19 protein-coding genes are annotated in these 24,614 nt (G+C 37.9%); 15 read left to right on the top strand and 4 right to left on the bottom strand.

Annotated elements, in window-relative coordinates; genetic code table 11:
- Positions 1–31 precede the first annotated feature (31 nt).
- The 3 genes from LF887_RS00430 to LF887_RS00420 form a co-directional block, all read right to left on the bottom strand.
- Positions 32–970, bottom strand: coding sequence for a ribose-phosphate pyrophosphokinase (locus tag LF887_RS00430; protein WP_236856871.1), 939 nt, complete (start codon positions 968–970; stop codon positions 32–34).
- Between the two features lie 85 nt (positions 971–1,055).
- Positions 1,056–2,519, bottom strand: a complete 1,464-nt coding sequence (locus LF887_RS00425) for a G-D-S-L family lipolytic protein (protein WP_236856870.1) — start codon at positions 2,517–2,519, stop codon at positions 1,056–1,058.
- Between the two features lie 12 nt (positions 2,520–2,531).
- Positions 2,532–3,767, bottom strand: a complete 1,236-nt coding sequence (locus LF887_RS00420) for an OmpP1/FadL family transporter (protein ID WP_236856869.1) — start codon at positions 3,765–3,767, stop codon at positions 2,532–2,534.
- A 448-nt stretch (positions 3,768–4,215) separates the two neighbouring features.
- Between LF887_RS00420 and LF887_RS00415 the strand changes: the two genes are divergently transcribed.
- The 6 genes from LF887_RS00415 (at position 4,216) to LF887_RS00390 (ending at position 12,454) form a co-directional block, all read left to right on the top strand.
- A complete protein-coding gene (locus LF887_RS00415; RefSeq protein ID WP_236856868.1) occupies positions 4,216–5,601 on the top strand; it encodes a stage 0 sporulation family protein in 1,386 nt (461 codons plus the stop codon).
- Entirely contained in the window at positions 5,594–6,058 is a 465-nt protein-coding gene (locus LF887_RS00410; RefSeq protein WP_236856867.1) for a gliding motility lipoprotein GldH, read from the top strand. The genes LF887_RS00415 and LF887_RS00410 overlap by 8 nt, the downstream gene beginning before the upstream one ends.
- 6 nt (positions 6,059–6,064) lie before the next feature.
- Positions 6,065–8,443: a penicillin-binding protein 1A gene (locus LF887_RS00405; protein ID WP_236856866.1), complete on the top strand. Its 2,379-nt coding sequence runs from the start codon at positions 6,065–6,067 to the stop codon at positions 8,441–8,443.
- Between the two features lie 75 nt (positions 8,444–8,518).
- A complete protein-coding gene (locus LF887_RS00400) occupies positions 8,519–10,060 on the top strand; it encodes a protein adenylyltransferase SelO (protein WP_236856865.1) in 1,542 nt (513 codons plus the stop codon).
- Positions 10,061–10,143: 83 nt separating this feature from the next.
- Positions 10,144–11,100: a T9SS-dependent choice-of-anchor J family protein gene (locus tag LF887_RS00395; RefSeq protein ID WP_236856864.1), complete on the top strand. Its 957-nt coding sequence runs from the start codon at positions 10,144–10,146 to the stop codon at positions 11,098–11,100.
- 76 nt (positions 11,101–11,176) lie between these two features.
- Positions 11,177–12,454: a DUF6080 domain-containing protein gene (locus LF887_RS00390; protein WP_236856863.1), complete on the top strand. Its 1,278-nt coding sequence runs from the start codon at positions 11,177–11,179 to the stop codon at positions 12,452–12,454.
- Between the two features lie 52 nt (positions 12,455–12,506).
- Here the strand turns inward: LF887_RS00390 and LF887_RS00385 are convergent, their stop codons facing one another.
- Entirely contained in the window at positions 12,507–13,067 is a 561-nt protein-coding gene (locus LF887_RS00385) for an SPOR domain-containing protein (RefSeq protein ID WP_236856862.1), read from the bottom strand.
- Positions 13,068–13,248: 181 nt separating this feature from the next.
- Here LF887_RS00385 and LF887_RS00380 point away from each other — a divergent pair, with 181 nt between their 5' ends.
- The 9 genes from LF887_RS00380 to LF887_RS00340 all read left to right on the top strand — a co-directional run bounded on the left by LF887_RS00380 (position 13,249) and on the right by LF887_RS00340 (position 24,599).
- Positions 13,249–14,607 carry a c-type cytochrome gene (locus tag LF887_RS00380; protein ID WP_236856861.1) on the top strand — a complete coding sequence of 453 codons (1,359 nt, stop codon included), beginning with the start codon at positions 13,249–13,251 and terminating at the stop codon, positions 14,605–14,607.
- Between the two features lie 23 nt (positions 14,608–14,630).
- Positions 14,631–17,693 carry a TAT-variant-translocated molybdopterin oxidoreductase gene (locus tag LF887_RS00375; protein ID WP_236856860.1) on the top strand — a complete coding sequence of 1,021 codons (3,063 nt, stop codon included), beginning with the start codon at positions 14,631–14,633 and terminating at the stop codon, positions 17,691–17,693.
- Between the two features lie 25 nt (positions 17,694–17,718).
- Positions 17,719–19,116, top strand: coding sequence for an NrfD/PsrC family molybdoenzyme membrane anchor subunit (gene nrfD, locus LF887_RS00370; protein WP_236856859.1), 1,398 nt, complete (start codon positions 17,719–17,721; stop codon positions 19,114–19,116).
- Entirely contained in the window at positions 19,103–19,624 is a 522-nt protein-coding gene (locus tag LF887_RS00365; protein WP_236856858.1) for a DUF3341 domain-containing protein, read from the top strand. Before nrfD ends, LF887_RS00365 begins: the two co-directional genes overlap by 14 nt.
- A complete protein-coding gene (locus LF887_RS00360) occupies positions 19,617–20,309 on the top strand; it encodes a c-type cytochrome (RefSeq protein WP_236856857.1) in 693 nt (230 codons plus the stop codon). The genes LF887_RS00365 and LF887_RS00360 overlap by 8 nt, the downstream gene beginning before the upstream one ends.
- Positions 20,310–20,317: 8 nt before the next feature.
- Positions 20,318–21,649, top strand: coding sequence for a quinol:cytochrome C oxidoreductase (locus LF887_RS00355; RefSeq protein ID WP_236856856.1), 1,332 nt, complete (start codon positions 20,318–20,320; stop codon positions 21,647–21,649).
- A gap of 143 nt (positions 21,650–21,792) precedes the next feature.
- The gene (locus LF887_RS00350; RefSeq protein ID WP_236856855.1) at positions 21,793–22,809 is read left to right on the top strand and encodes a hypothetical protein; all 1,017 of its coding nucleotides are present in this window, start codon (positions 21,793–21,795) and stop codon (positions 22,807–22,809) included.
- 50 nt (positions 22,810–22,859) lie between these two features.
- On the top strand, positions 22,860–24,062 hold the full coding sequence (locus LF887_RS00345; RefSeq protein WP_236856854.1) for a hypothetical protein: 1,203 nt from the start codon (positions 22,860–22,862) through the stop codon (positions 24,060–24,062).
- A complete protein-coding gene (locus LF887_RS00340; RefSeq protein ID WP_236856853.1) occupies positions 24,063–24,599 on the top strand; it encodes an adenine phosphoribosyltransferase in 537 nt (178 codons plus the stop codon).
- The last annotated feature ends 15 nt before the right edge of the window (positions 24,600–24,614 follow it).

The following is a 24,614-nucleotide window of genomic DNA, read 5'->3' as shown; positions in this document are numbered from 1 at the left end:
TAATTTAATTTTGCAAACTGCTAAAAATCACTTAAATAATAAACTTACTGCTAATTGATTTGTGCTCATGAACCATTGCCATAACATCTGCAAATAATGGGGCGCAAGATAGCACTTTTATTTTAGATGACAAATTATTTTTAACAGGAATTGAGTCAGTTACAATAACTTCCAAGAGTTGTGACTTCTCAATATTCTCGTAAGCTTTTCCTGAAAGCACTCCGTGAGTCGCCATCGCTCTTACTGTTTTTGCTCCTTTTTCAATTAAGATATCTGCAGCTTTGCAAAGAGTTCCTGCAGTATCAATCATATCATCGATAAGAACAACATTCTTTCCTGTAACATCACCAATAAGGAACATTTCTTCTACAACGTTTGCTTTTTTTCTTTCTTTGTAAGCAATTACTACTTCAGCACCTAAGTGACCTGCATAGTTTTTAGCTCTTTTTGCACCTCCCATATCCGGAGAAGCAATGGTAAGATTATCAAGATTCAGAGATCTGATATAATCTACGAAAATAGAAGATGCATACAGATGATCAACCGGGATTTCGAAGAATCCCTGAATCTGATCTGCATGAAGATCCATTGTCATTACTCTTGTTGCTCCCGCTGCAGTCAGAAGGTTTGCAACTAACTTGGCACCGATCGGCGCTCTTGGCTTGTCTTTTCTGTCCTGTCTGGCAAGTCCGAAGTAAGGAATTACTACGGTAATGCTCTTTGCAGAAGCTCTTTTCGCTGCATCAATCATTAGAAGAAGTTCTAAAAGATTGTCTGCAGGCGGGAATGTAGATCCGATTAGGAAAACTCTCCCTCCTCTTACAGATTCATCCAAAACAGGCTCAAATTCCCCGTCGCTGAATTCCTGAAAGTTGATTTTTCCTAATTCTTTCCCATAATTGTGGGCAATTTTCTCTGCCAAGTCCCTGCTGGTTCTTGTACAAAATAGATAACTTAACTGATCGGCCATTTTTACTTTTTAAAAGATTCTGCAAATTTAAAAAAAAACCACAAGATATACTCTTGTGGTTTCTAAGTTTTTATTTTATCAATTATTAAGGGAATTTAACTCCTGAATATTTATTAGGATCTACCTGCGGTAAAGTAGAGCCATATCTAGCATTAATTGTCTTGATAAATTCATTGGCAACGATACCATATCCTCTACCTGTAAGGTGAACACCATCAAGAGAGAAAGCTCCTCCCGTAACGAATGTTGCAGTGTATCTCACACCATCCCAAAGAATTCCTGATGTAGAGCTCAACTCTTTCATTTTAGCATCCATATCTACATATGCCAGACCTTTATCTGTTGCTGCTTTTTTAATAGCGGTATTATATCCTGTTGTAGCAGCTATTACTTTTGCTGTTTCAGCTTCCGTAAGCACCAATTTATCTTCTAAAGGAACTGAAGTACCACCTCCTGCATCCGGAGTAAGAACTTTACTTGCCGGTAAAAGAATTAAATCTTTAGCTGTAGTTTGTCTGTATTTTGGAAGTCCTGGAACTGTAGACAAATCCTTGTCAATAATAACAGCACCATTAGCAACCGCACCTGCAGTGAATTTGATTAATCTTCTCTGATATTCAGCATCGTTGATTGCTCCTAATGTTTTAGCCTGAAGTAATCCTGCATTGTACTGAGCATATCCCGTATTCAGCTGAGTTACCTGAGCTCCTGTAAGTCCTGTAAGCGGCATAGCCGGAACTCTTGTAAAATAAGGAACATTAGTAACCGACGGAATATTGGCAATGATTCCTTTTCTTTTTGTTCCTGCCGGGAATAATTGATCTACTAAATAAGCATAGGTATTGCTGAAACCTATTCCTACTGCACCATCTACCGGTGTAATCGGAACGTTTGGATCTGCACCTCCTGAAGTTGCATATAATAAAACATCATTATTTCCTATCCATAAAGAGATAAAAGTAGGATCCTGCTTCAGCGCATCTCCCACTACAGAAGCTGATACCGAAGAGGCAAATCTTACGAAATATGGATTAGCAGTGGCGGGTGCAGAAACTAACCCCGCTGGGTTTCCATATCCTGGTGCTAATAAATGAGCTACTCTTGCACCCGGAACTCCCATATTCTGGTAAGGCCCACCTGCTGAGATATTATCCAAAGGTCCACCGGGAGCCGTTGGGCCCGGAGTTAATGCTCCATTCACAAGACTTAGCACATATTTACCAGCAAAATCTCCTGTAGCAGGATTAAACAAGTTTGTAAATCCACCGATATCATTAGGCATCATAGGTTGTTTAAATGCTCCTCCTCCTGCTAACTGCATTTGGCCCGCAATCATGCTTGGATAAGATTCACTCTGTCCGCTGCTGTAAAGTGCACCGTCTCTGTAGCCGGAAGTAAGGGAGTTTCCTAAAGAAATATATCTTGTAAAGTCTGCGTCTCCTTTTGTTACCTGGATATCTTTCACATCAGTATCGAAATCCGTCTTACAGCTTGTTACTGTAAAAAGAAGTGCAGAAACAGCAATTGTCGATATTATAATTTTTTTCATAGTTTTCTAAAGTTAAAAAGGATTATAAGTTACTCCTAGACCAAAGTAGAATGCTTTTGCTTTTGCCTGTCCGTAGAATCCAAGAGCCGCATTATTTACATTTCTGTATTGAGGCATTGCATATCCTCCAGCAAGATCAACTCCAAATTTCTTCAGCTTGAATCCTACCCCACCCGTAACTACAAAGGTATCAAATGAAGGCGTTTCCGCGATAAAGTTTTCATTACTATAAGGAGATTCATCATAATAAGCTCCTAAACGCCCGTAAATCATATTTGTGAACGCATATTGAGTTCCCAATCTGAATGTTTTTGAGTTTCTAAAATTCTTAGGACTTACAAGAACTGTTGGATCTGCCTGGTTTCCGATAGGTGCATTCTGGAAATCCAATACAAGTTTACTGTATCTTTCCCACCCATGGTAGTTAAAGTCTGCAGAAACCTGCCATTTTGGGGTCACTTTATAGGTTAAACCAATGGTATATTCTTCAACCAGCGGAAGCGTTGCTGAAAAGCCATCCTGTCCTGCTGCGTTAAGTTTCAACTGAGAATAAATAGATTGTGATGGGAACTGAAATGTAGCTGTTCCGTTTTTAGCCTTCATATCTACTGGCGAGCGGTAGGCAATACTCACGTCCAACTTAGGATCAGGTCTGAAATAGAAACCAAAACCATATCCGTGTCCACTCGCTTTTGTATCTTTAATATTAACCTGTCCTCCGAATTGTGTCACGCCTTTGTCCCAGTCCACGATTCCTCTTGCGTAGATGTAGCTGGCACCAAAAGCCAACCAAGGAGCAAGTTTCACAGAAACCATTGGCTGGAAGTAAAAACTCTTCAGTTCCAGCTTCTGTACCATTTCCTTACCTTCCCAGTTATCCGGCCATTGAATTGTGCTTCCAAAAGGTGTTGTTACACTAAGACCTACGGACAGTTTTTCTATTGGTCTATAAGTAATAGCAGCATAGAAAGGAGTTCCCAAAGGGTTATCCGTAGATGTACTTTGTAAAGTATTAAGGTTTTGGAAAGTCACCTTATTACTTGCACCAAACCCTCCTGCCGCTATACTCAGCTTGGAAGGGATAAATGACATACCCGCAGGGTTAAAGAATGCCACACTCGCATCTTCGGCATGAGCACTAGTATGCGCCATTGCCAATTGTTTTACCCCTTGCAGGGAAACTCTGAAGCCTCCTGCGTAAGATAGAACTCCCGCCAATAAAGCAGTTGATACTAATATTTTTTTCATAGACTGTTATTATATAACCCAAATATAAAATTATTTTACATAGGTCTGTTAATATTTGCTAATATTTTAAACAATATCCTAAAAGAAAATTATGTTTAAAATAATACTTTAAATAAAAAGAACTACAAAACAAAGATTATTAAACATTTAAATTCATTTTAAAACAAATACAAATCAAGCGTTTAATATTAAACAAATGTTTAACGAAATAATTACAATAGGTATAAAAAGGAAGATTCACCACTCAGAAATGTTAATTTTTGGTATTTTATTTAATAAAAATTATCACAACAAAATCCATTAAAGAAAAAGAAGGACTACCGTGCTCCCCACCTCCTTTCTGAGTTAAAATGCAAAATGTTTTATTCTGAATTCAGGTTATTTAAGTATTTTAGAATTGGATAAAGATAAAAATACATAAATTTGCAAGATTATAAATAATAGTAATATGAGTTGTGGATGCAAAACATCCGGCGATTCTGCACATTCTTGTGGTCCTAAAAAAACCGCAAATGGCTGTGAAAATGTAAATACCTGCGGGAATAGTTATAAATTAAGTGTTTTTGACTGGCTTTCTAACATCAACAATCCATCTGCCAACAGGTGTGATTATGTAGAAGTTAGATTCAAAAATGACAGAAAATCGTTTTATAAGAATGTAAATAATATTCCTTTACATATCGGTAGTGTAGTTACAGTAGAATCTAGTCCGGGACACGATGTAGGCGTTATAAGCCTTACGGGAGAATTAGTAAAAATTCAGATGAAAAAGAAAAAGTTTTCTGAAGAATTAGCACTTAAAATATACAGACAGGCCAACCAAAAAGATCTTGAGGTATGGCAGGAAGTTAGAAAAAAAGAAGACGGAGTAAAACTTGAAGCAAGAAAAATTGCACAGCGATTAGGCCTTGAAATGAAAGTAACTGATGTAGAATATCAGGGAGACTCTTCAAAAATCACTTTTTACTATACTGCTGAGACTCGTGTGGATTTCAGACAGTTAATCAAAGATTATGCTGGCGCTTTCAGAACAAAAATCGACATGAAACAGATCGGTTTCAGACAGGAAGCTGCAAAAGTAGGAGGAATTGGATCATGCGGGCGTGAGCTTTGCTGTTCAACCTGGCTTACAGATTTCAGATCGGTAAATACCAACGTAGCAAGATATCAGCAACTGAGTATCAACCCACAAAAGCTTGCAGGACAATGCGGAAAGCTTAAATGTTGTCTTAACTATGAGCTGGACAGTTATCTGGATGCATTAAGCAACTTCCCTTCTTCTTCAACAACATTAGACACAGAGAGAGGAAAAGCATTCTGTATTAAAATTGATGTTTTCAAAAAGAAAATGTGGTTTGCTTATGTAGACAGTTCTATTGCATGGTACGATTTTGATATTGATCTAGTAAAAAAACTGATTTCAAAAAATAAAAGAGGTGAGAAAATACTTCCTTTAGAGGATCTAAAAGAGCCTGATATCCCTGTTCAAAGCATTGATCTTATTCAGGAGAACAGCGTAGACCGTTTCGAAAAGAAAAACAGAGGAAACAGAAACAACAGACCTAATCAGAATCAGAACAGGCAAAATCAAAACAACAGCCAACAGACACAAGGGCAAGGAGCGAAAAAGAACAGACCGGAAAAACCGGAAAGATCTGAAAACTCTAATGCTCAGTCCGCCAATCAGCCTAGACCACAGAAACAAAATCCACAGCAGAAAGCTCCTGTAGAAAAAGCCGAGGTAACTTCTGATGCTGAACAAAAGCCACAAAGCAATCCGAACAAGAAGAAATTTAAAAAGAAATTTCCTCCAAAAAAAGATAAAAATGCGTAAAATTTTAGGATTATTTTCCCTTATTCTTTTCTTTAGCTGCAACTCTTCCCCAGGTGAAGATGTTATCATGAATTCCGTTGATAATAAATGGAATAAGAAAAGTGAACAAAAATTTAATCTTGAAATTTCAGATCCGCAGAATCCTAAAAATATTATATTTGTTGTAAGAAACAATAACGATTATCCTTATAGCAACATAAGGTTTATTGTTAATTTCACCAATCTTCAAAATAAGAAAAAGGAAACCGATACGCTGAATTATGTATTGGCAAAACCAAATGGAGAATGGCTTGGTACGGGCTTTGGTGACACAAAAGAAACATTGTTTCAATATAAATTAAATTACAAATTTCCAGGGAAGGGTAAATATGAAATAGGTCTTACTCAGGCAATGAGAAATGACAATCTTCCCGGAATTGAGGATGTTGGGGTAAAAATAGAAACGGCTAAACCGTAACCATAAATGGAAGAAAACAAAAAAAATGCAGGAAATAGAGGAAAAACATTTCCTCTGCCTCCCAAAAAAAAGAAAGACACCTCCTGGAGAAAATGGGTTTCATTTATTTGGATCGGACTCATTGCGGTAGTACTTGGTATTTCAGGTCTGTTCTTTGCTGTTTCTCAAGGATTCCTTGGGGAAATGCCGGATGTAAAAGAACTTGAAAACCCGGATATATTTGTCGCTTCTGAGATCATTTCTTCAGATGGAATTACTTTAGGTAAATTTGAAAAAGAAAAAACGCAGCCTATTGTTTATAAGGACCTTCCTCCTTATCTCATCTATGCCCTTCAGGCTAAAGAAGACGAGCGATTCAAAGAACACTCCGGGATCGACCTATACTCTATCGCCAGAGCAGTAGCTTATGGTGGTAAACGTGGTGGTGGTTCTACAATCACCCAGCAGCTTGCTAAACTTCTTTTCACCGGAAATGCCTCCCAGAATAAGTTTGAAAGGGGGTTCCAAAAGTTAAAAGAATGGGTTGTAGCGGTAAGTCTTGAGAAAAGATATACTAAAGAAGAGATTATTACTCTTTACTTCAACAAATTTGATTTCCTTTTCAATGCCAATGGTATAGAAATGGCTTCACGAGTTTATTTCAACAAAAAAACTTCGGAACTTACTTTGCCTGAAGCTGCAACATTTGTGGCAATGCTTGAAAATCCAAGAAAAAACAACCCTTACAGATATCCTGAAAAAGCAAAGGAAAGAAGAAATGTTGTATTGGATCAGATGCAGAAAACCGGATATATTGACGCCGCAACTTATGAAAAAGCAGCCAATACCCCTATAGAAGTAGACTTCCACCCTATCAAAAGCATTACGGATGGGTATTCTGCATATTACAAATTTTATCTTAGAAAAGAGATCGACAAATATCTTGAAGCTAATGAAAAAGAAACGGGCAAGAAGCTTAACCTCTACAAAGACGGTTTAAAAATATATGTTACTCTTGATTCTAAAATGCAGAAATACGCAGAAGAAGCAATCAAAGAACACTTAACTGACCTTCAGAAGAGATTTGATGCTGAACAGAGAGGAAGAAAGAACAGACCTTTCTACTATCTTACAGACAAACAAATCAATAGTGTAATGGTTCAGGCAATGAAAAGAACCGGCCGGTACAAACTGCTAAAAGCGGACGGAATGCCTGAAGATTCCATCATGATGGAATTCAAGAAGCCTATTAAGACTTCACGATTTACCTGGGGAGGTGAAGAAGAGGTTGAAATGTCCCCTTGGGATTCTATCAGATACCACAAGCAGATTGCACAGGCAGGTTTAATGTCTATGGTTCCCGGAACCGGAGAGATCAAAGCCTGGGTAGGTGGTATAGATTGGCAGCACTTCCAGTATGACCACATCAAGCAAGGAAAGAGACAGGTAGGATCTACCTTCAAACCTTTTGTATACGCAACAGCTATTATGAAACTGGGAATGACTCCTTGTTCCACAGTATCTAACGGAACTTATGATCATAACGGATGGCATGTACCTGGACGAGGGGGAATGCTTACATTAAAAGATGCCTTAGCCAATTCTCAAAACCCCGTAGCAGCCAGACTTATTGAAATGACTGGTGTAGATGCGGTTATTCAGACAGCAAGAGACCTGGGGGTAACGGAAGATATTCCTAGAAACAATACGATTGCATTAGGTTCATCAGATATTACCATTTATGAAATGCTAGGTGCCTACAGTACTTTTGCTAATTATGGAAACTACAACAAACCGGAAATGATCTGGAGAATTGAAGATGCCAACGGAAGAGTTATCAAGGAAGTAAATGTAGAGCCTAAAGAAGTAATGAATCCAATGTACGCTTACACCATGATTGAACTCATGAAAGGTGTTGCTCAATATGGAACTGCTTCCGGTGAGCTTGGAAGAAGAGGAATCTCAAAAGCAGTAGAAATTGCCGCTAAAACGGGTACTACTCAGAACAACTCCGATGGTTGGTTTATGGGAATCACACCAAAACTGGCAACAGGAGCATGGGTTGGATGGGAAGACAGAGCAACTCACTTTCTTGGAACAGGAGAAGGTCAGGGTGCAAGAATGGCATTACCTATCTGGGCAATCTTCATGAAGAAAGTATGGGCAGACAAGAGTTTAGGAGTTACTCCTGACGACAAGTTTGTTAAACCTTCAGACTGGAAAGACGGCTGTTCAAACCTTAAAGGACTAAGCGGAGGATATGGAGATGACGGAAGTCTTCAGACGATTGATGAAATCAAGAATCCAAGACCTGCGGATCCTAATCCTAAGAAGCCTACAGAGAAGAAAGAGGATAATATCAATGAAAACCTTCATTCTAACGATGAGGTAGATTTTAATAAATAATTTCTCTTTTAGAAATACATAAGACCTTTCAATTATTTGGAAGGTCTTTTCTTTTATAATTTATACCTTTGAAGGATGAATATTGAACGTATAAGCCAGCCTTTTATTGAGAAATTTCCAGGTGACTTTTCTAACAATCCTATGCAGAGAAATACACCAAAGGTTTTATTTTCCACCATTCAGCCAGCAGGTTTTGACAAGCCTAAACTGATCGCTTTCAACGAAGCTCTTTCGGAAGAAATAGGCCTTGGAAAATTTGAAGATAAAGATCTGGACTTCCTGGTAGGAAGTAATCTTCCCAAGAACGTTCGAACTTATGCCACCGCTTATGCAGGACATCAATTTGGAAACTGGGCAGGCCAGCTGGGAGACGGAAGAGCTATTCTGGCAGGAGAAATTGTGGATGCTAACGGGAAAAAGACCGAAATCCAATGGAAAGGCCCGGGAGCAACTCCTTACTCCAGACATGCAGATGGAAGAGCTGTATTACGATCCTCTTTAAGAGAATATCTGATGAGCGAAGCAATGCATCACTTAGGAATTCCTACAACAAGAGCATTAAGCCTCGCCTTTACCGGTGAAGATGTGGTTCGTGATATCATGTATAGCGGAAATCCACAGCTTGAAAAAGGAGCCGTTATTATAAGAACGGCCGAAAGCTTCATTCGTTTCGGACATTTTGAACTGATATCATCCCAAAGAGAATACAATACCCTACAGGAGCTTGCAGATTTTACGATTGAAAACTATTTCCCAGAAATTACATCTTCAGAACCTCAGAAATATAAAGATTTTTTTGAAAATATCTGCACCCGTACCGCAGACCTTATGGTAGAATGGTTTAGGGTTGGCTTTGTACATGGCGTTATGAACACCGATAACATGTCTGTTCTGGGACTTACCATTGACTATGGTCCTTATTCTATGATGGATGAATATGATCTCAATTTCACCCCAAATACTACTGATCTTCCCGGCAGAAGATATGCTTTCGGAAAACAGGGACAGATCTCCCAATGGAATCTTTGGCAGCTGGCTAATGCACTTCACCCGTTAATCAAAGATGAAAAGTTCTTAGAGGATACCCTCAACCGCTATGGAACCTATTTCTGGGAAGCTCATGATACGATGCTATGCAAAAAATTCGGATTTGATCAATTGTTAAAAACCGATGAAGACTTTTTTACCAATTGGCAGGGCTTAATGCAGGAGCTAGAGTTTGATTACACTTTATTTTTTAATCAACTTGAAAGACTAACCCCGGAATCGGATGCACAAGAACATTTTAAAGATGTTTCATATGGTCTTTTAAATGACGAAAAAGTAACTAAGCTTAAAGACTTCATCAAAAAATATGAGTCCAGGTTAAGCTTAAACTCCATTTCAAGAGAAACCTCTTTAAAAATGATGGAAGAAACAAATCCAAAATTCATCCTAAGAAACTATCTCCTTTACGAATGCATTGAAGAGATCAATAATGGCGGATCAGAAATGCTGGATAAGCTAACCCAAGCTTTAAAATCACCCTATCAGGAACTGTTTCCAGAGTTTTCAGCCAAACGCCCGTCCAGCTATGACGACACTGCGGGATGTTCTACACTTTCCTGCAGTTCTTGATAAAACAAATAAAAAATTAAACATTTGATTGAATAATTCATATTATATTAATTATTTTCACTAATTTTAGAAAAATCTTTAACATGAAAAGAATTATACTCTCTTTAAGTTTATTACTGGGAACAATTGCACACTCCCAAACAGTTTTGCTTGATGAAGGCTTTGAGTCGTACACAAACTTTGCCATAACAGGTTTTGGCAGCTGGTTAACGCTTGACCTGGATGGATTAAGCACTTTCTACGGTGGTGGCCCGTCATTAGGGGGCGTACCATCTGCCACCTGGAATCCAAACTGGCTTAATGCCGGCTCTCCTATGGCTTTTCAGATTTTCAACCCTTCTGCTACTAATGCCACTAACAACTTAACAGTGACAGCTACTGATGATGAGATAAGAAACTTCACCCCTCACGGAGGCCAAAAATATGCAGCAGCATGGGCAGGATCCCCAACACCTTCAGTACCCGGCAACAATGACTGGTTAATTACTCCGGCAGTAACTTTGGGCGCAACGTCCAACAGTTTAACATTTTGGGTAAAAGCACTTTCTCCTGATTACGTAGAAAGCTACAAAGTAGGGGTTTATACGGGAAGTGGTACTCCAACAGCTGCCAGTAATTTCACTATCATTTCAGGAGCAAGTGCCAGAACGGCTCCTTATGCTGGATGGCAGCAGGTTACTTTAAGTCTGGATGCCTATGCAGGGCAGACTGTAAGAGTAGGATTCCAGTATATGTCTTCAAACGAATATATGTTTATGCTGGATGATGTAAAGATTACTACAGCAGCAGTACTTTCTACAAACGAGATTTCAAAAACAAAATCTAATGTAGCTCTTTATCCTAATCCTACCCAAGGAGAAGTATCTATTAAAACCGATAAAAAGATAAAGTCTACCTCTATTGTTGACATGACAGGAAAAACAGTTAACAGCACCAATTCAGAAAAAGCAGATCTTTCCTCACTGCCAAAAGGAAACTATTTATTGAAAGTAGATTTCTCTGACGGAACTACTACTACTGAAAAAGTGATAAAACAATAACACCCATTTATACAATCTTCACAAAAACCACCTCCTTTGGTGGTTTTTTTATTTTACTTTTGCAAAAAAAAGGAACGTGTCTTTTATCAAAACTAAATTGATCGATTTTTTAAGGTTGGTATTTCCTTCATCCTATACTGAACTGGCAGTTTTTCTGTTTTTCATTATTTGTTACGGAATACTGGGGTCCTATATCGCTGTTAATTATAGAATAATATTCGATAGCAGGATTCCCTGGGATGCTTACTTCAGTTTTGACAACAAATCTATTCTTATGACTGGAGGAAGTTTTGAAAGACACCCTCTCTCCTATTATTTTTTTAACTGGATCAGAGAGTTTTCTTTATTAATCTCAGGTGGAAAAATGGATACCAATTTCAGGCTGACATTAGCATGGCTCAGCAATATTGTTATTTCACTGAATGTTCTTCAGGTTTTTAAATATCTAAAGAATATTATCAGACTTCCGTTCAGGTTCAGCTTTTTCACTGTATTATTTTTCGGTTTGTTTTCCACCAATATCTTACTGTCTTTTACGCCCGAGAATTTCACTTACACTTTATTCCTTCTTACGTTATACAATCATTACGCAGCCATAAAGCTAAGAAAACAAGAAAAAATACCTGCCTTAGCATTATCATTGGCAGGAATTACTATTGGCGGCCTTACAATCACCAATTTTGTAAAAGTCTTTATACCCGTCCTTTTTGAAAAAAATCTTTTTAAAAGCTGGAAAAAGTTTGGAAACGCAGCACTAAGAGTTTTAATTGCAGCAATATGTTTCACCCTACTCTATCTGAACAGAATTGATTTTAACTATCAGAATATTTTTTCCAAAACCAATCAACAGTATGAAAAATTCTCAAATGTAGAATCTATGCCTACATGGGATATGATCAGCTCATTCTTTTTCGGAGGTAACATCCTTTTCCCGGGATTCATTCTTTCAGACAAACACAATATGAAGGGTTTCGAGTTTAAAGGGCTTTATATGGATTTGTATTCATCTGCCTTCTCTTATCTATTTGTAGCAGCCTTACTCCTATTAATTAGTTGGAGTTATGTTAAAAATTTTAAAAATAAATGGGTTCAGGTTATTATGATTTCATTTCTCTTTGATATCATCATCCACTGTATCATGAGATTTGGGCTGCATACTTCGTACATTTATGGCGGACATTTCGTCTTTGTCTATCCATTGTTGATAGGATGGCTTTTTCAAGCTTACAGATCATCACCAAAAATGATGTTTTTTCTAAGCTTAGTAACGTCTTTACTACTATTTTATCTATTATGTAATAATATATTCCGTATGTCAGAATTCTTCTGGTTTATGGATACTTATTATCAATAAAAAAAGCTGAGATTTCTCTCAGCTTTTTGCTTATGTTTAAAAATAATATGTGCTATTTTGCTTCTGAACAGAAGATTCTATACTGCACGGGCATTGCAGACTTGAAATATTCTCTAATTTTTGCAACGTCACTTGCAGCACTTTGTTTAGTGAAATAACTTCCGGCTAAAATCTTATAATTAGGCCTTAAGGACGCATCCGTTTCCACCTTTAGATTAGGAAATCTTTTTCTGAAATAAGCTTTTACTTCGTTAGCTTCTTCGTTACTTTTCACTGTTGTAATTTGAATTTTAAATCCTAAAATTCTAGGATTTTTATTACAAATTTCAGCGTTGGTAAGTGCCCTGTTTGGCACATAAATTTTAGAAGGTTTTGTTCCTGTACCAGAAGATACACCACTATCATTATTATTACTGAAATCCTTAGACGAATTATTAGCAATAACTTTAGAACATTTATCTTCAACTCCTTCCAAAGCAGTATTTATTTTGGAATCCATTGAGATAACAAGCTCTGTTCCTGAAAGCGTATCTCTTTTAACAACCTGCTGTGCTTCAATATTATAAAAACCAAATAATGACAATATCGAAAATATTTTTATCAAATTTCTCATTTAAACTTGTTTGTGCAAATTTATACAAATTAAAAAACTATACCAAACAGGTTATTTAGAATCAATACAAATTAAACGTAAATGATATTTTCCCCTTTCCATATACCGTTAAATTCCTGTTAAAAATATTATTTTTGCGGAATTGATATGTTCAATATTTTACTAACATAAGATAATTTAAATGATTAGTTGGAGAAAGCATTATAAAAAAACGTTGATCGCAATAGGCTTATTGCTATCAACCAGTGCTTCATTTTACGGGCAAGACGGCGATCCTAAAAACGGAGAGAAACTTTTCAAAGCGAATTGTACTGCATGTCACGCGCTGGACAAACAAGTTGTAGGACCACCGTTAAAGGGGGTTGTAGATCGTGTAAAGACAGAAGGCGGTGTAGACAAAGATTGGCTTCACAAGTGGATCAAAGACAACAAAGCTCTGAGGGCTTCTGGGGATAAATACGCTAATGAGATTTTTGAGAAGTTTAACAAGACTGAAATGCAGGTCTTTCCAAATCTTACAGATAAGGATATAGACGACATTTTAGCTTTCACTACTAATCCTCCGGCTCCGGAAGAGAAAAAACCGGAAGCAACTCCTGTACCTGGCGCTGAGGCGGCAGCTCCTGCAGACAAAACCACTACAAACATTGTTATTATTTCCCTTTTAGCGATTGCAGGTTTACTAGTTTGGATCTTGGTTAAACTAAGACAATTGGTAACCTTAGGTCAGTCTGAAGAGTTAGCAGGACTTAATGAAACAAGAGTTCGTTCCTTCAGGGAAATGTATGAGAAGTTCCACTATGTAGGCAAAGCAGTACTGGCCATCTTGGCTATTCTGGCGGCGTACGGAGTATGGAACTGGTTGATGTGGATTGGGGTTTACAAAGGTTACAAACCAGAGCAGCCTATCTACTTCTCTCACAAAATCCACGCTGGGGAGCAGAAAATTGACTGTCAGCTATGTCACTCTAGTGCTAAATATGGAAAAGTATCTGAGATTCCTTCTATGAACGTTTGTATGAACTGTCACAGAACAATTTCTGAATACAACCAGGATCACTACATGGAGCCAGGAAAAGACAAGGCATTCTATGATGGAGAAATCCAGAAGATCTATGCTGCAACAGGTTGGGATCCTGCAAAACAACAGTACACAGGAAAAACACAGCCGGTTGAATGGACGAGAATCCACAACATGCCAGATTTCGTTTACTTCAACCACTCTCAGCACGTAATTGCTGGTGAACAAGCGATCATCAATTCTTTCAACAAAAAGAATCCTAACAACAAAATTGATGTTGTATGTAAAGCCTGCCACGGAAAAATTGATACAATGAATGTTGTACAGATGGCTAACGACTTTACTATGGGATGGTGTATCGAGTGCCACAGAACGACTGAGGTTGATATGAACAACGGTTATAATAAAGAGTACTTCAAAAATCTACATGACAAGTTGAAAAAACAATATCCACAAGATGGAGGTAAGATCACTGTAGATGCAATTGGAGGTCTTGAGTGTGGTAAATGTCATTATTAATAACTAAAAAATTAGAAGTATAAATGGCTTCAAACAAAATACAATTCAGAAGTATTCATGAACTTAAAGATCCAGCTTTGAATAATAAGCTGGCTCAGAAAGAGTTTCTGGAAGAAATTCCGGTAGAAGATTTCCTTGGAGATGCTGAGAAAAACGGATCAAGTACTTCAAGAAGAGATTTCCTGAAATTACTAGGATTCTCAACTGCAGCAGTTACATTAGCTGCCTGCGAAGCTCCGGTAATCAAAACGATTCCTTATGTGGTAAAGCCACATGACATTATTCCGGGAGTCCCTAATTATTACGCTTCAACATATTTTGATGGTTTCGACTTTGCTAGTGTTTTAGTAAAAACCCGTGAAGGTAGACCAATCAAAATTGAACCGAACCCGGCTGGTGGTGATTTAGGTAAAACTAATGCAAGAGCCCAGGCAAGTGTACTTTCTCTTTACGACAATGATAAAGTAAAGCAGCCTAAACTGGACGGTAAAGACGAAACTTTCGACAAAGTAGACAGCTTCGTTCTTAAAGGTTTGGAAGAAGCTAAAGCGTCAGGCAAAAAGATTGTGGTTTTATCACACTCTTTTGCTTCACCAACTTTCAAGAAATTATTTGCTGAATTCAAAGCTAAATATCCTACAGCTGAATTAGTAACTTATGATGCTTTCCCTTATTCTGCAGGATTAGATGCTGCACAGGAGGTATTTGGACAAAGAGCACTCCCTGTTTATGACCTTAAAGGTTCTGAGCTTGTAGTGGCTTTCCACGCTGACTTCTTAGGAGATTATAACGCTTCAAGCTTAGAGTCTTCTTATGCATCAGCTAGAAAGCCAGGTCCAAACATGCTAAGACACATCCAGGTGGAGTCTAACATGTCATTAACAGGTGCTAACTCTGATACAAGACATCTATTAAAGCCAAGTGCTGTAAACAAAACTTTAGTTGAAGTTTATAATGTAGTTGTAGGAGGAGGAAATACTAACGATAAGATTGCTGCTGAAATAGCTAAAGAGCTTACTGCAAAAGGAAGCAAAGCTGTTGTTTTTGCTGATGGTTCTAAAGGAGCTCAGGTTTTAGCACACTTAATCAACAAGAAATTAGCTTCTGTTGCTTTCACAGGAAAAGCAAACTTCCTTAAAGAATTTGACAAGGCAAGATATCAGGAATTCTTAGGATGGGTAAATAGCGGACAGGTTGGCGTATTGATCGCAAACAATGTAGACCCTATCTACTCTCATCCAAAAGGTGAAGATTTCAAAAAATCTTTATCAAAGGTTCCTTATGTAATTGCTGTTGCTGATAAGAAAAATGAAATGTACAAAGCAGCGAAAGCTGTAATTCCGGTAGCAAACTGGTTAGAGTCTTGGGGAGATATCGAACCACAGACAGGAGTATATTCATTGATGCAGCCTACGATCCAGAAGATCTACAAATCAAGACAGATTGAAGAATCTCTATTAGTTTGGAAAAATGGTAAGAATAATGCTGCAAACAATTACTATGATTATTTAAAATCTAGTGCAGGTTCTATCTTAGGAGCTACTTCTTTCAACAAAGCATTATATAATGGTATCAATACATCCAATAATGCAACAACATTAGCGTATGCAGGTGGAGACGCAGGCCAGGCTATTGCTGAACTAGGAAACTTTAAAGCTTCTGAATTAGAATTAGTATTATACACTAAGACTTCAATGGGAGACGGAACTCAGGCAAACAACCCTTGGTTACAAGAGTTACCTGATCCATTGACAAGAATGTCTTGGGATAACTATTTAACGATTTCTCCTAAAGATGCAGAGAAGTTTGCAATTGATAACGATCTTAATGCAAGAATGCAGTTAGATGGTTCTATTGTAAACCTTACTGTAAACGGAGTAACAATAAAAGATGTTCCTGTATTCGTACAACCAGGTCAGGCAGAAGGATCAGTAGGTCTAGCGCTTGGTTATGGTAAGAAAGATTCAGGAGCTACTGCAGATACAGGGGTAAATGCTTATCCTTTATTTGATGGTTCTAACCTTGCTGTTTCAGGGGTGAAAATCGAGAAAACAGGAGAAGATCACGAATTTGCAGGTATCCAGCTTCAAAATACATTGATGGGCCGTTATGAGATTGCTAAGGAAGTTCCTTTAGCAGAATTCATCAACGTTGCTTTCGATGACGAACACAAAGGATGGAATAAGCCTTTGGAATACCACACAATCAGCGGAGCGCTTCCGGCGAGAAAAATTGACCTTTGGGACGCTTTCGATGATACAGATGGACCTCACTTCAACTTATCTATCGACTTGAACTCTTGTACAGGATGTGGAGCATGTATTATTGCTTGTCAGGCTGAGAACAACGTTCCTGTAGTAGGTAAAGAAGAGGTAAGAATGTCTAGAGATATGTATTGGTTAAGAATAGACCGTTATTATTCTTCAAGACAAAAGGTAGAAGTATACGAAGGATTGAAAGAAGGAATGGCTGTACCAGAATTATACGGTACTGCTTTCGGAGACGGAGGTGCATTAAACCACCCTGCAGATAATCCTGACGTTATCTTCCAACCGGTAATGTGTCAGCACTGTAACCATGCTCCTTGTGAAACTGTATGTCCGGTAGCGGCTACTTCACACGGTAAGCAAGGTCAAAACCATATGGCTTACAACAGATGTATCGGTACAAGATATTGTGCAAACAACTGTCCGTACAAAGTAAGACGTTTCAACTGGTTTACTTATAACCTAAACGACAAGTTCGATTTCAACATGAACAATGATTTAGGAAGAATGGTACTTAACCCGGATGTAGTTGTAAGAACTAGAGGGGTAATGGAGAAATGTTCAATGTGTATCCAAATGACTCAGAATACTATTCTTGAGGCTAAGAAAGAGGGAAGAAAAGTGAAGGATGGTGAATTCCAGACTGCTTGTTCTAAAGCTTGTTCTACCGGAGCAATGACATTTGGAGACATGAATGATAAAGAGTCTGAAATTAGAGAGCACTATGCTTCTAACAGAAGATATTATTTACTAGAGGAGATCGGAACAAAACCAAACGTGTTCTATCACACTAAAGTAAGAAACAGAGTAGAAAAATAAAGTTTAAATAATAAATAGGTAAAAAATGTCAGGACATTACGAAGCTCCGATAAGGGAACCTCTAATTATTGGTCACAAAACTTATCACGATATCACAGAAGATATTGCACGACCTATCGAAGAAAGAGCAGGTAAATTATGGTGGATCTCATTATATGCAGCCTTAATTCTTTTCATCTATGGATTCGGCTGTATCGCTTATACTATCGGAACAGGTATTGGAGCATGGGGGCTTAACAGAACTATTAACTGGGGTTGGGATATTACCAACTTCGTATGGTGGGTAGGTATCGGTCACGCCGGAACCTTAATCTCAGCAGTATTATTATTATTTAGACAGAGATGGAGAATGTCTGTAAACAGATCTGCAGAGGCGATGACGATCTTTGCGGTTGTACAGGCAGCAATCTTCCCTGTAATCCACATGGGTAGAGTTTGGGTTGGATACTGGGTATTCCCATTACCAAACCAATTCGGTTCTCTTTGGGGGAACTTCAACTCTCCTCTACTTTGGGACGTATTTGCAATCTCTACGTATTTCTCAGTATCAACTGTATTCTGGTTTATGGGATTAATCCCTGACTTTGCAATGATCAGAGATAGAGCGAAAACTCCTTGGACAAAGAAAATTTATACATTCCTTGCTTTCGGTTGGGGTGGTAAAGCAAAACACTGGCAAAGATTCGAAGAACTTTCTTTGGTTCTTGCAGGTTTAGCAACTCCACTTGTATTCTCGGTACACACTACCGTATCTTTTGACTTCGCGACTTCAGTAATTAAAGGATGGCACTCTACGATCTATCCTCCTTACTTCGTTGCTGGTGCAATCTTCTCAGGATTTGCAATGGTACAGACGCTATTGCTAGTTGCAAGAAAGGTATGTCACTTAGAAGAATACATTACAATGTATCATATCGAAATTATGAACATCGTAATCATCCTAACTGGTGGTATGGTAACTGTAGCTTATGCTACTGAATATTTCATCGGATGGTACTCTGGATCTAGATTTGAAGACTTTACATATCTTTCTCCAGGTGCTGCAGTAGGACCTTACTGGTGGGCTTTCTGGGCGTTGATTACTTGTAACTTGATTATTCCGGCTTCTTTCTGGTTCAAAAGACTTAGAACGAACATTATCTGGACTTTCATCGTTGCTTTGATCATCAACATCGGTATGTGGTTTGAGCGTTTTGATATCATCGTTATCAACCTTTCTAGAGACTACTTACCAGGATCATGGACAATGTTTAAGCCAACGATCATTGATGTGGGTGTATACTTAGGAACTATCGGATTCTTCTCTGTATTATTCTTATTATACGCAAGAACGTTCCCTGTAATTGCACAGGCTGAATTAAAATCGATTTTGAAAATCTCAGGTGAAACTTATAAAGCAAAAGAAGGAGATGAGCACCACTAAAATTGTATACGGACTTTATGCTGACGACGACGATTTAATGAACGGCGTTAAGGCATTCAACGATAAAGGAATCAAAATAAACGAAGTTTATACTCCGTTTCCGGTTCACGGGCTAGATAAAGCTTTAGGGTTAAAGAAAACCAGAATCTCTGATGCTGCTTTTCTATACGCTCTTTATGGTGTTACTATCGGTGCTACTTTAACCTGGTATGTAATGAACCATGACTGGCCTCAGAATATCGGTGGTAAACCAGCTTTTGACTGGGGACACAATATGCCGGCATTCGTAGTTCCAATGTTCGAATTAATGGTATTCTGTGCTGCTCACATGATGTCTTTAACTTTCCTAGTTAGAAACAAAATGTATCCAGGAGCTCCGGCTCAGAATCCAGATCCAAGAACTACTGATGATAAATTCATGATGGAATTTGTAACTGAAGATGTAGAATCTGTAAAGCAGTTGCTTATTGAAACTGGAGTTGAAGAAATAACTGTTAAAGATGCTTAAAATGAAAAAGAATGTATTAAAAATTACAGCAGTTTTAGGTTTAACTACAGTTTTGCTTAACTCTTGCGGACCAAAAGAAAATACACCATTGGTATATTTCCCGGATATGTATTTTCCGGTAGCTTATGATCCATTGATGAAAGCTCAGGATGCTTATTCAGATCATGAAAATGAAATCCCTGCTTTCGTGAAAAATAATGGTGCAACAGGTCTTTCTCCGGTAGAAGGATCGGTTGCTCAGAATAAAGACGGAGTTTTTGAAGAAAGCTTATTACCTAAGAATGTTGACGAGTACAATGCAGGGTATGATGCTTCTAAAAAGATGACTGCTTCTCCTTTGAACCCAGCTAATGCAGCTAAGGATCTTGAAAGAGGAAAAGTATTGTTTGATCACACTTGTGCTGCATGTCACGGAACAGGAGGTGATGGACAAGGACCTATCGTACAAAGTGGAGCATTCTCTGGGGTACCTAATTATGCTGACAGAGAAATTACTGTAGGATCTGTTCATTATGTATTAACAAACGGTAGAAATGCAATGGGATCTTATGCGGGACAATTGAACGCAGGAGATAGATGGAGAGTAGCAATGTATGTGATGAGTGCCTTCAAAAAAGGAGCAGCACCGGCAGCAGCTACAGCGGCGGCACCAGCAACTGAAACGACTACCGAAACTAAAAAATAAGAAAAGAAATGTATAGTTTTTCACCAAAATTAAAATCAACTTCTATAATACTTCTTGTTGTAGGTTTAGTTCTGTTTGGTATTGGCTTCTTTATGAATAAAGGACTTTCTACTGAGAAAATAGAACAAATGATGGAAGCTGTTCATGCTTCTGGTCATACTGCTCCTACACACTCAAGTGAAATGGTTGGGCCACAGGATCACGCTGCTCACCTAGAGCATACTGAACTTCAGGTTCACAACCAGCCGTTGGCATCACTACACTTTGTGGCTGTCTTTTTCTTTGGAGTAAGTTGTGCTGTACTGTTTTTCTACTGTATTCAGCACGCAGCTCACGCAGGGTGGCCAATTATCATTACAAGAGTAATGGAAGCTATTGCTTCATTTATTCCTTATGGAGGAGCTATCTTGATTATCATGATGATCTTGAATATCACTCACAATGGTCACTTATTCCACTGGATGGACCCCGAGTTGACAAACCCGGATTCTCCTCATTTTGATGTGATCTTATTCGAAAAGAAAAAATTCTTAAATATTCCTTTCTATGCAATCAGAACTTTAATCTATGTGATTGGTGCTTCTTTCTTTGCTTGGAAATTAAAGGCTCAGTCTAAAAAAGTAGACGAAACTAAATCTAAAGTTGAGTATCAAATGCTTTACAGATGGGCAGTGGGGTATATTGCATTCTTCGGATTTGCTTCTGCTGCTTGGGCTTGGGACTGGTTGATGTCTATTGACCCTCACTGGTATTCTACAATGTATATCTGGTATTCAATGGTTAGCTGTCTTTCAAGTGGTATTGCTGTTATCATTTTATTAAGTGTTTATCTTAAGAAAAATGGTTTCTTACCACAGTTCAATGACAATCACTTACACGATTTAGGAGTATTCCTTTTCGCTACAAGTATGCTTTGGACATATACATGGTTTGCTCAGTTCATGCTTTACTGGTATGCAAACGTTCCTGAAGAGGTTAATTACTTCTTCGGAAGATTCCAGCACTACTCTCCTACTTTCTTACCAATGCTGATCGTAAACTTCTTATTACCACTATTGGTATTAGTAAGCAGCAGCATCAAGAGAAACTATAAAGTAGTAACAGTAATGGCGGTTGTAGTTATCTTAGGACACCTTTTAGACTACTTCAACATGGTAATGCCGGGAACGGTAGGACCATACTGGAAAACTCCTGAAGTATTCTTGTTAGTATTAGGTTCTGTTCTATTCGTAGCTGGATTGTTTATGTTTACTGTACTTTCAGCTCTATCTAAACTGAAGCTGATTCCTACAGGAAACCCATTCTTACACGAATCTGAAATTTATGAGTATCCTTTCTAAGGACTTGTAACAAAATAAAACTATAAAAGACTGATTGTTAAACAATCAGTCTTTTTTTATGCCCAAAAGCGATTGATTCATACTTTTTCATTTATTAAGTGTAACAGAAAGCTGGTCAATATTACCCAAAAACCAATACTATTATGAAAAAATTTCATCTGCTCTACTTACTATTTACCCTGCTTTCTATTTTTACCCATGCTCAGACCATTACTTTTGTTTCTGAAAAAACGGGTACTCCACTTCCTAAAGTTTCTGTATTGGGAAAAAATGGAAATATACTTGCCTTCTCTGACATTAATGGTAAAATAGACAAGCAAACTTTAACTCCTGACCAGGAAAAATTTCAGCTGGTCTATAATAATTTTCCGGTTGCCACACTCTCCTATTCAGACCTGGATCAACCAGTAATTAAAATTAATGATCAGGTAAAAGAAATTGAAACGGTAATCATCAAAAATAACAAGCCTGCAAAATATATTTTTATAAAAGGTAATTTCAATTCTTATGTTACCGTAAACAATAAGCTGAATGCTTATGCTGACGGAATAATTACGTACGTTTTTGATAATAAGACTAAAAAACTGAAAAGCAGTTATGTGGAACAATACCGAGCCTACAGACTAACAGATCCCCAAAAAGAAAAAAAACAGGTTGCAAGTTGGGACTATGGCAATTCATTGGATATTCCAAATATGAAAAAAGTGGGAAATCCAGATGAATATAAAAAGAAAAACATAAAGATCAGAGAACTTAAAGGAGCTTCTAAAGATGAAATTGAAGTCACCGGAGAATATCTGCAGCAAAATGAATTTGCAATTTTTGGATTCCGGTTTTTTGATTTGAAAGGAATTCAGAATATCGCTTTTGAAAAAAATTCACAAAAAACACTTAAAGACTTGCTAGAATTCAATGAGCTGCTTTATCTTAAACTAAAACATAAAAGCGAAGAAAAATTCAATCAAATTATTAATTATCAGAACTTTTATACGACAGAAATCAGCTTTGGTAATGAGAATAATCTTGACGGAGTAAAATTCAATAAAGACTACAGCAATTACACAACTCACTATTGGAAAGAGCCATCCTTCCCAAATATGCAGACTATTTTCAGCAGCTTTTTCAAGGATGATCTTAAAGAACAACAAAACAAAAAATAAAATCCACTATTAATAAAGGTTTTATTAAATTTGCAACAAACCAAATAAAAATGAAAAAGTTTTCTTTTCTACTTGTTTTCAGTCTGTTGCTTTTTATGGCATGTAAGAAAGATCATGTAGATGCTACGAATACTAAAACACTACAGTCTAGTATCAATGATATGACTGCCAGTTTATCAACCATTAAGCAGATTAAGTTTAATGAAGCTCTTTATATCCTTAAGACATTTGGTGTAGAAGCTGACGGTGATGTGAATGAGCTAAAAGCACTGGGACAGCTGATCAATGGAAAAAAAGTTCCTGAGATTTTGGCCCTGGCTGACGAAGTTGCACAGAAAAACGGAATAGAATGGGCCAGTACTGCCCCACCATCACTCGGAGAAATGAATATCTTTGGGGATGATAAAGCTAAAGAAAGCGATCCTAACGATGTAAAAGCAGGCTCATTGAGCATTGTAACAACACCTACAGGTAATGATGGTGCAGGAGCTCCTACCGCCATTCAGGTTGTTCCAAGACTTGTAGATGCGGCAGGAAACCCAGTATCCTTTACCGGAGCAGGTCTGGAAGCTACATTGGAGGTTTTCAGCAACGGAGTTCGACTTGCTACTGCTAAAAATCTAATGCAGGATAATAACTTTAAAGGATTCAACTTAAAGTTCTCTTCCATCCCTGCATCAAAAGTAGTAGATAACAAAATTGATATCACAGTTTCTGTAAAGACAACTGCCAAAACTTTCAAAATGTCAAAAATAGGACTTGATGTTAACGCAGCTGCCCTGAAAGTTCCTGCAGTCCCTAAAACGGATACTACAGCTATAGACCAGCAGCCAAGTGCCGTTATAGACCCTAATAACCCTACAGCAACTCCACCAACTACTACTGATCCTGCTACAGCGGCCCCGGCAGCTCCCGCAGCGCCAAAACAACCGACTGCAGATCCTAAAAATACAGTCAGTAAGTTTTTGAACAGCGTAAGCTCTCAAAATCTGAAAGCAGCCTATGAAACATCCAACAATCCAAGCTGGGGAAGCTATGAGTCTTTCTCAAATCCAACGTCAGGATTTGGATCAGTAAAAAATGTTAGCGTAAAAAATATTACTACCAATGGAACCAATCCTAATGGAGCAAGTGTAAATGCTACTTATGACGTAACTGATAAAAGTGGTAAAACAACCTCTTTAAAGGTAACATTCGGGCTTAAAAACGTAAACGGAGACTGGAAAATTTCCAGCTATAAAATCAATCCATAAATGGCTTCAGCAGAACTGATCAAAAAACTAGAAAGCACAATAGAAAATGTTCCTGATTTTCCTATTCCGGGAATACAATTCAAGGATATTTCACCTATATTTCTAGATCCTAAACTCTACGAAGAAGTCATTGCAGATCTTGTAACCTTCAGTAAGGGAAAAGTAGATGCTGTCTGCGGGATAGAAAGCCGCGGATATCTTTTCGGAATTGCCATTGCTGTAGCTTTGGAAGTTCCTTTCATTTTAATTAGAAAGGCCGGAAAACTTCCTCCCCCAATAATTTCTGAAAGCTATGATCTGGAATATGGAAGTGCCGTTATAGAAACCCGCGAAGGACAGATAAAGCCCGGACAAAGGATTCTTATCCACGATGATCTTCTTGCAACAGGAGGAACTACAGAAGCAGCCGCCAAATTGGTAGAAAAACAAGGAGCTACAGTTTCCCAATTCAGTTTCCTCATTGGATTAACGGGCCTAAATGGAGATGAGAAGCTGAAGAAATTTGAAGCAGAAGTCTATCATATTTTAGAATATTAAGAAATACACCAATAT

This window comes from Chryseobacterium sp. MEBOG06 (genome assembly GCF_021869765.1).
Taxonomy (GTDB): Bacteria; Bacteroidota; Bacteroidia; order Flavobacteriales; family Weeksellaceae; genus Chryseobacterium.
The sequence above is the reverse complement of the archived record's forward strand: the minus strand, read 5'-3'. Positions and strand labels throughout refer to the sequence as shown.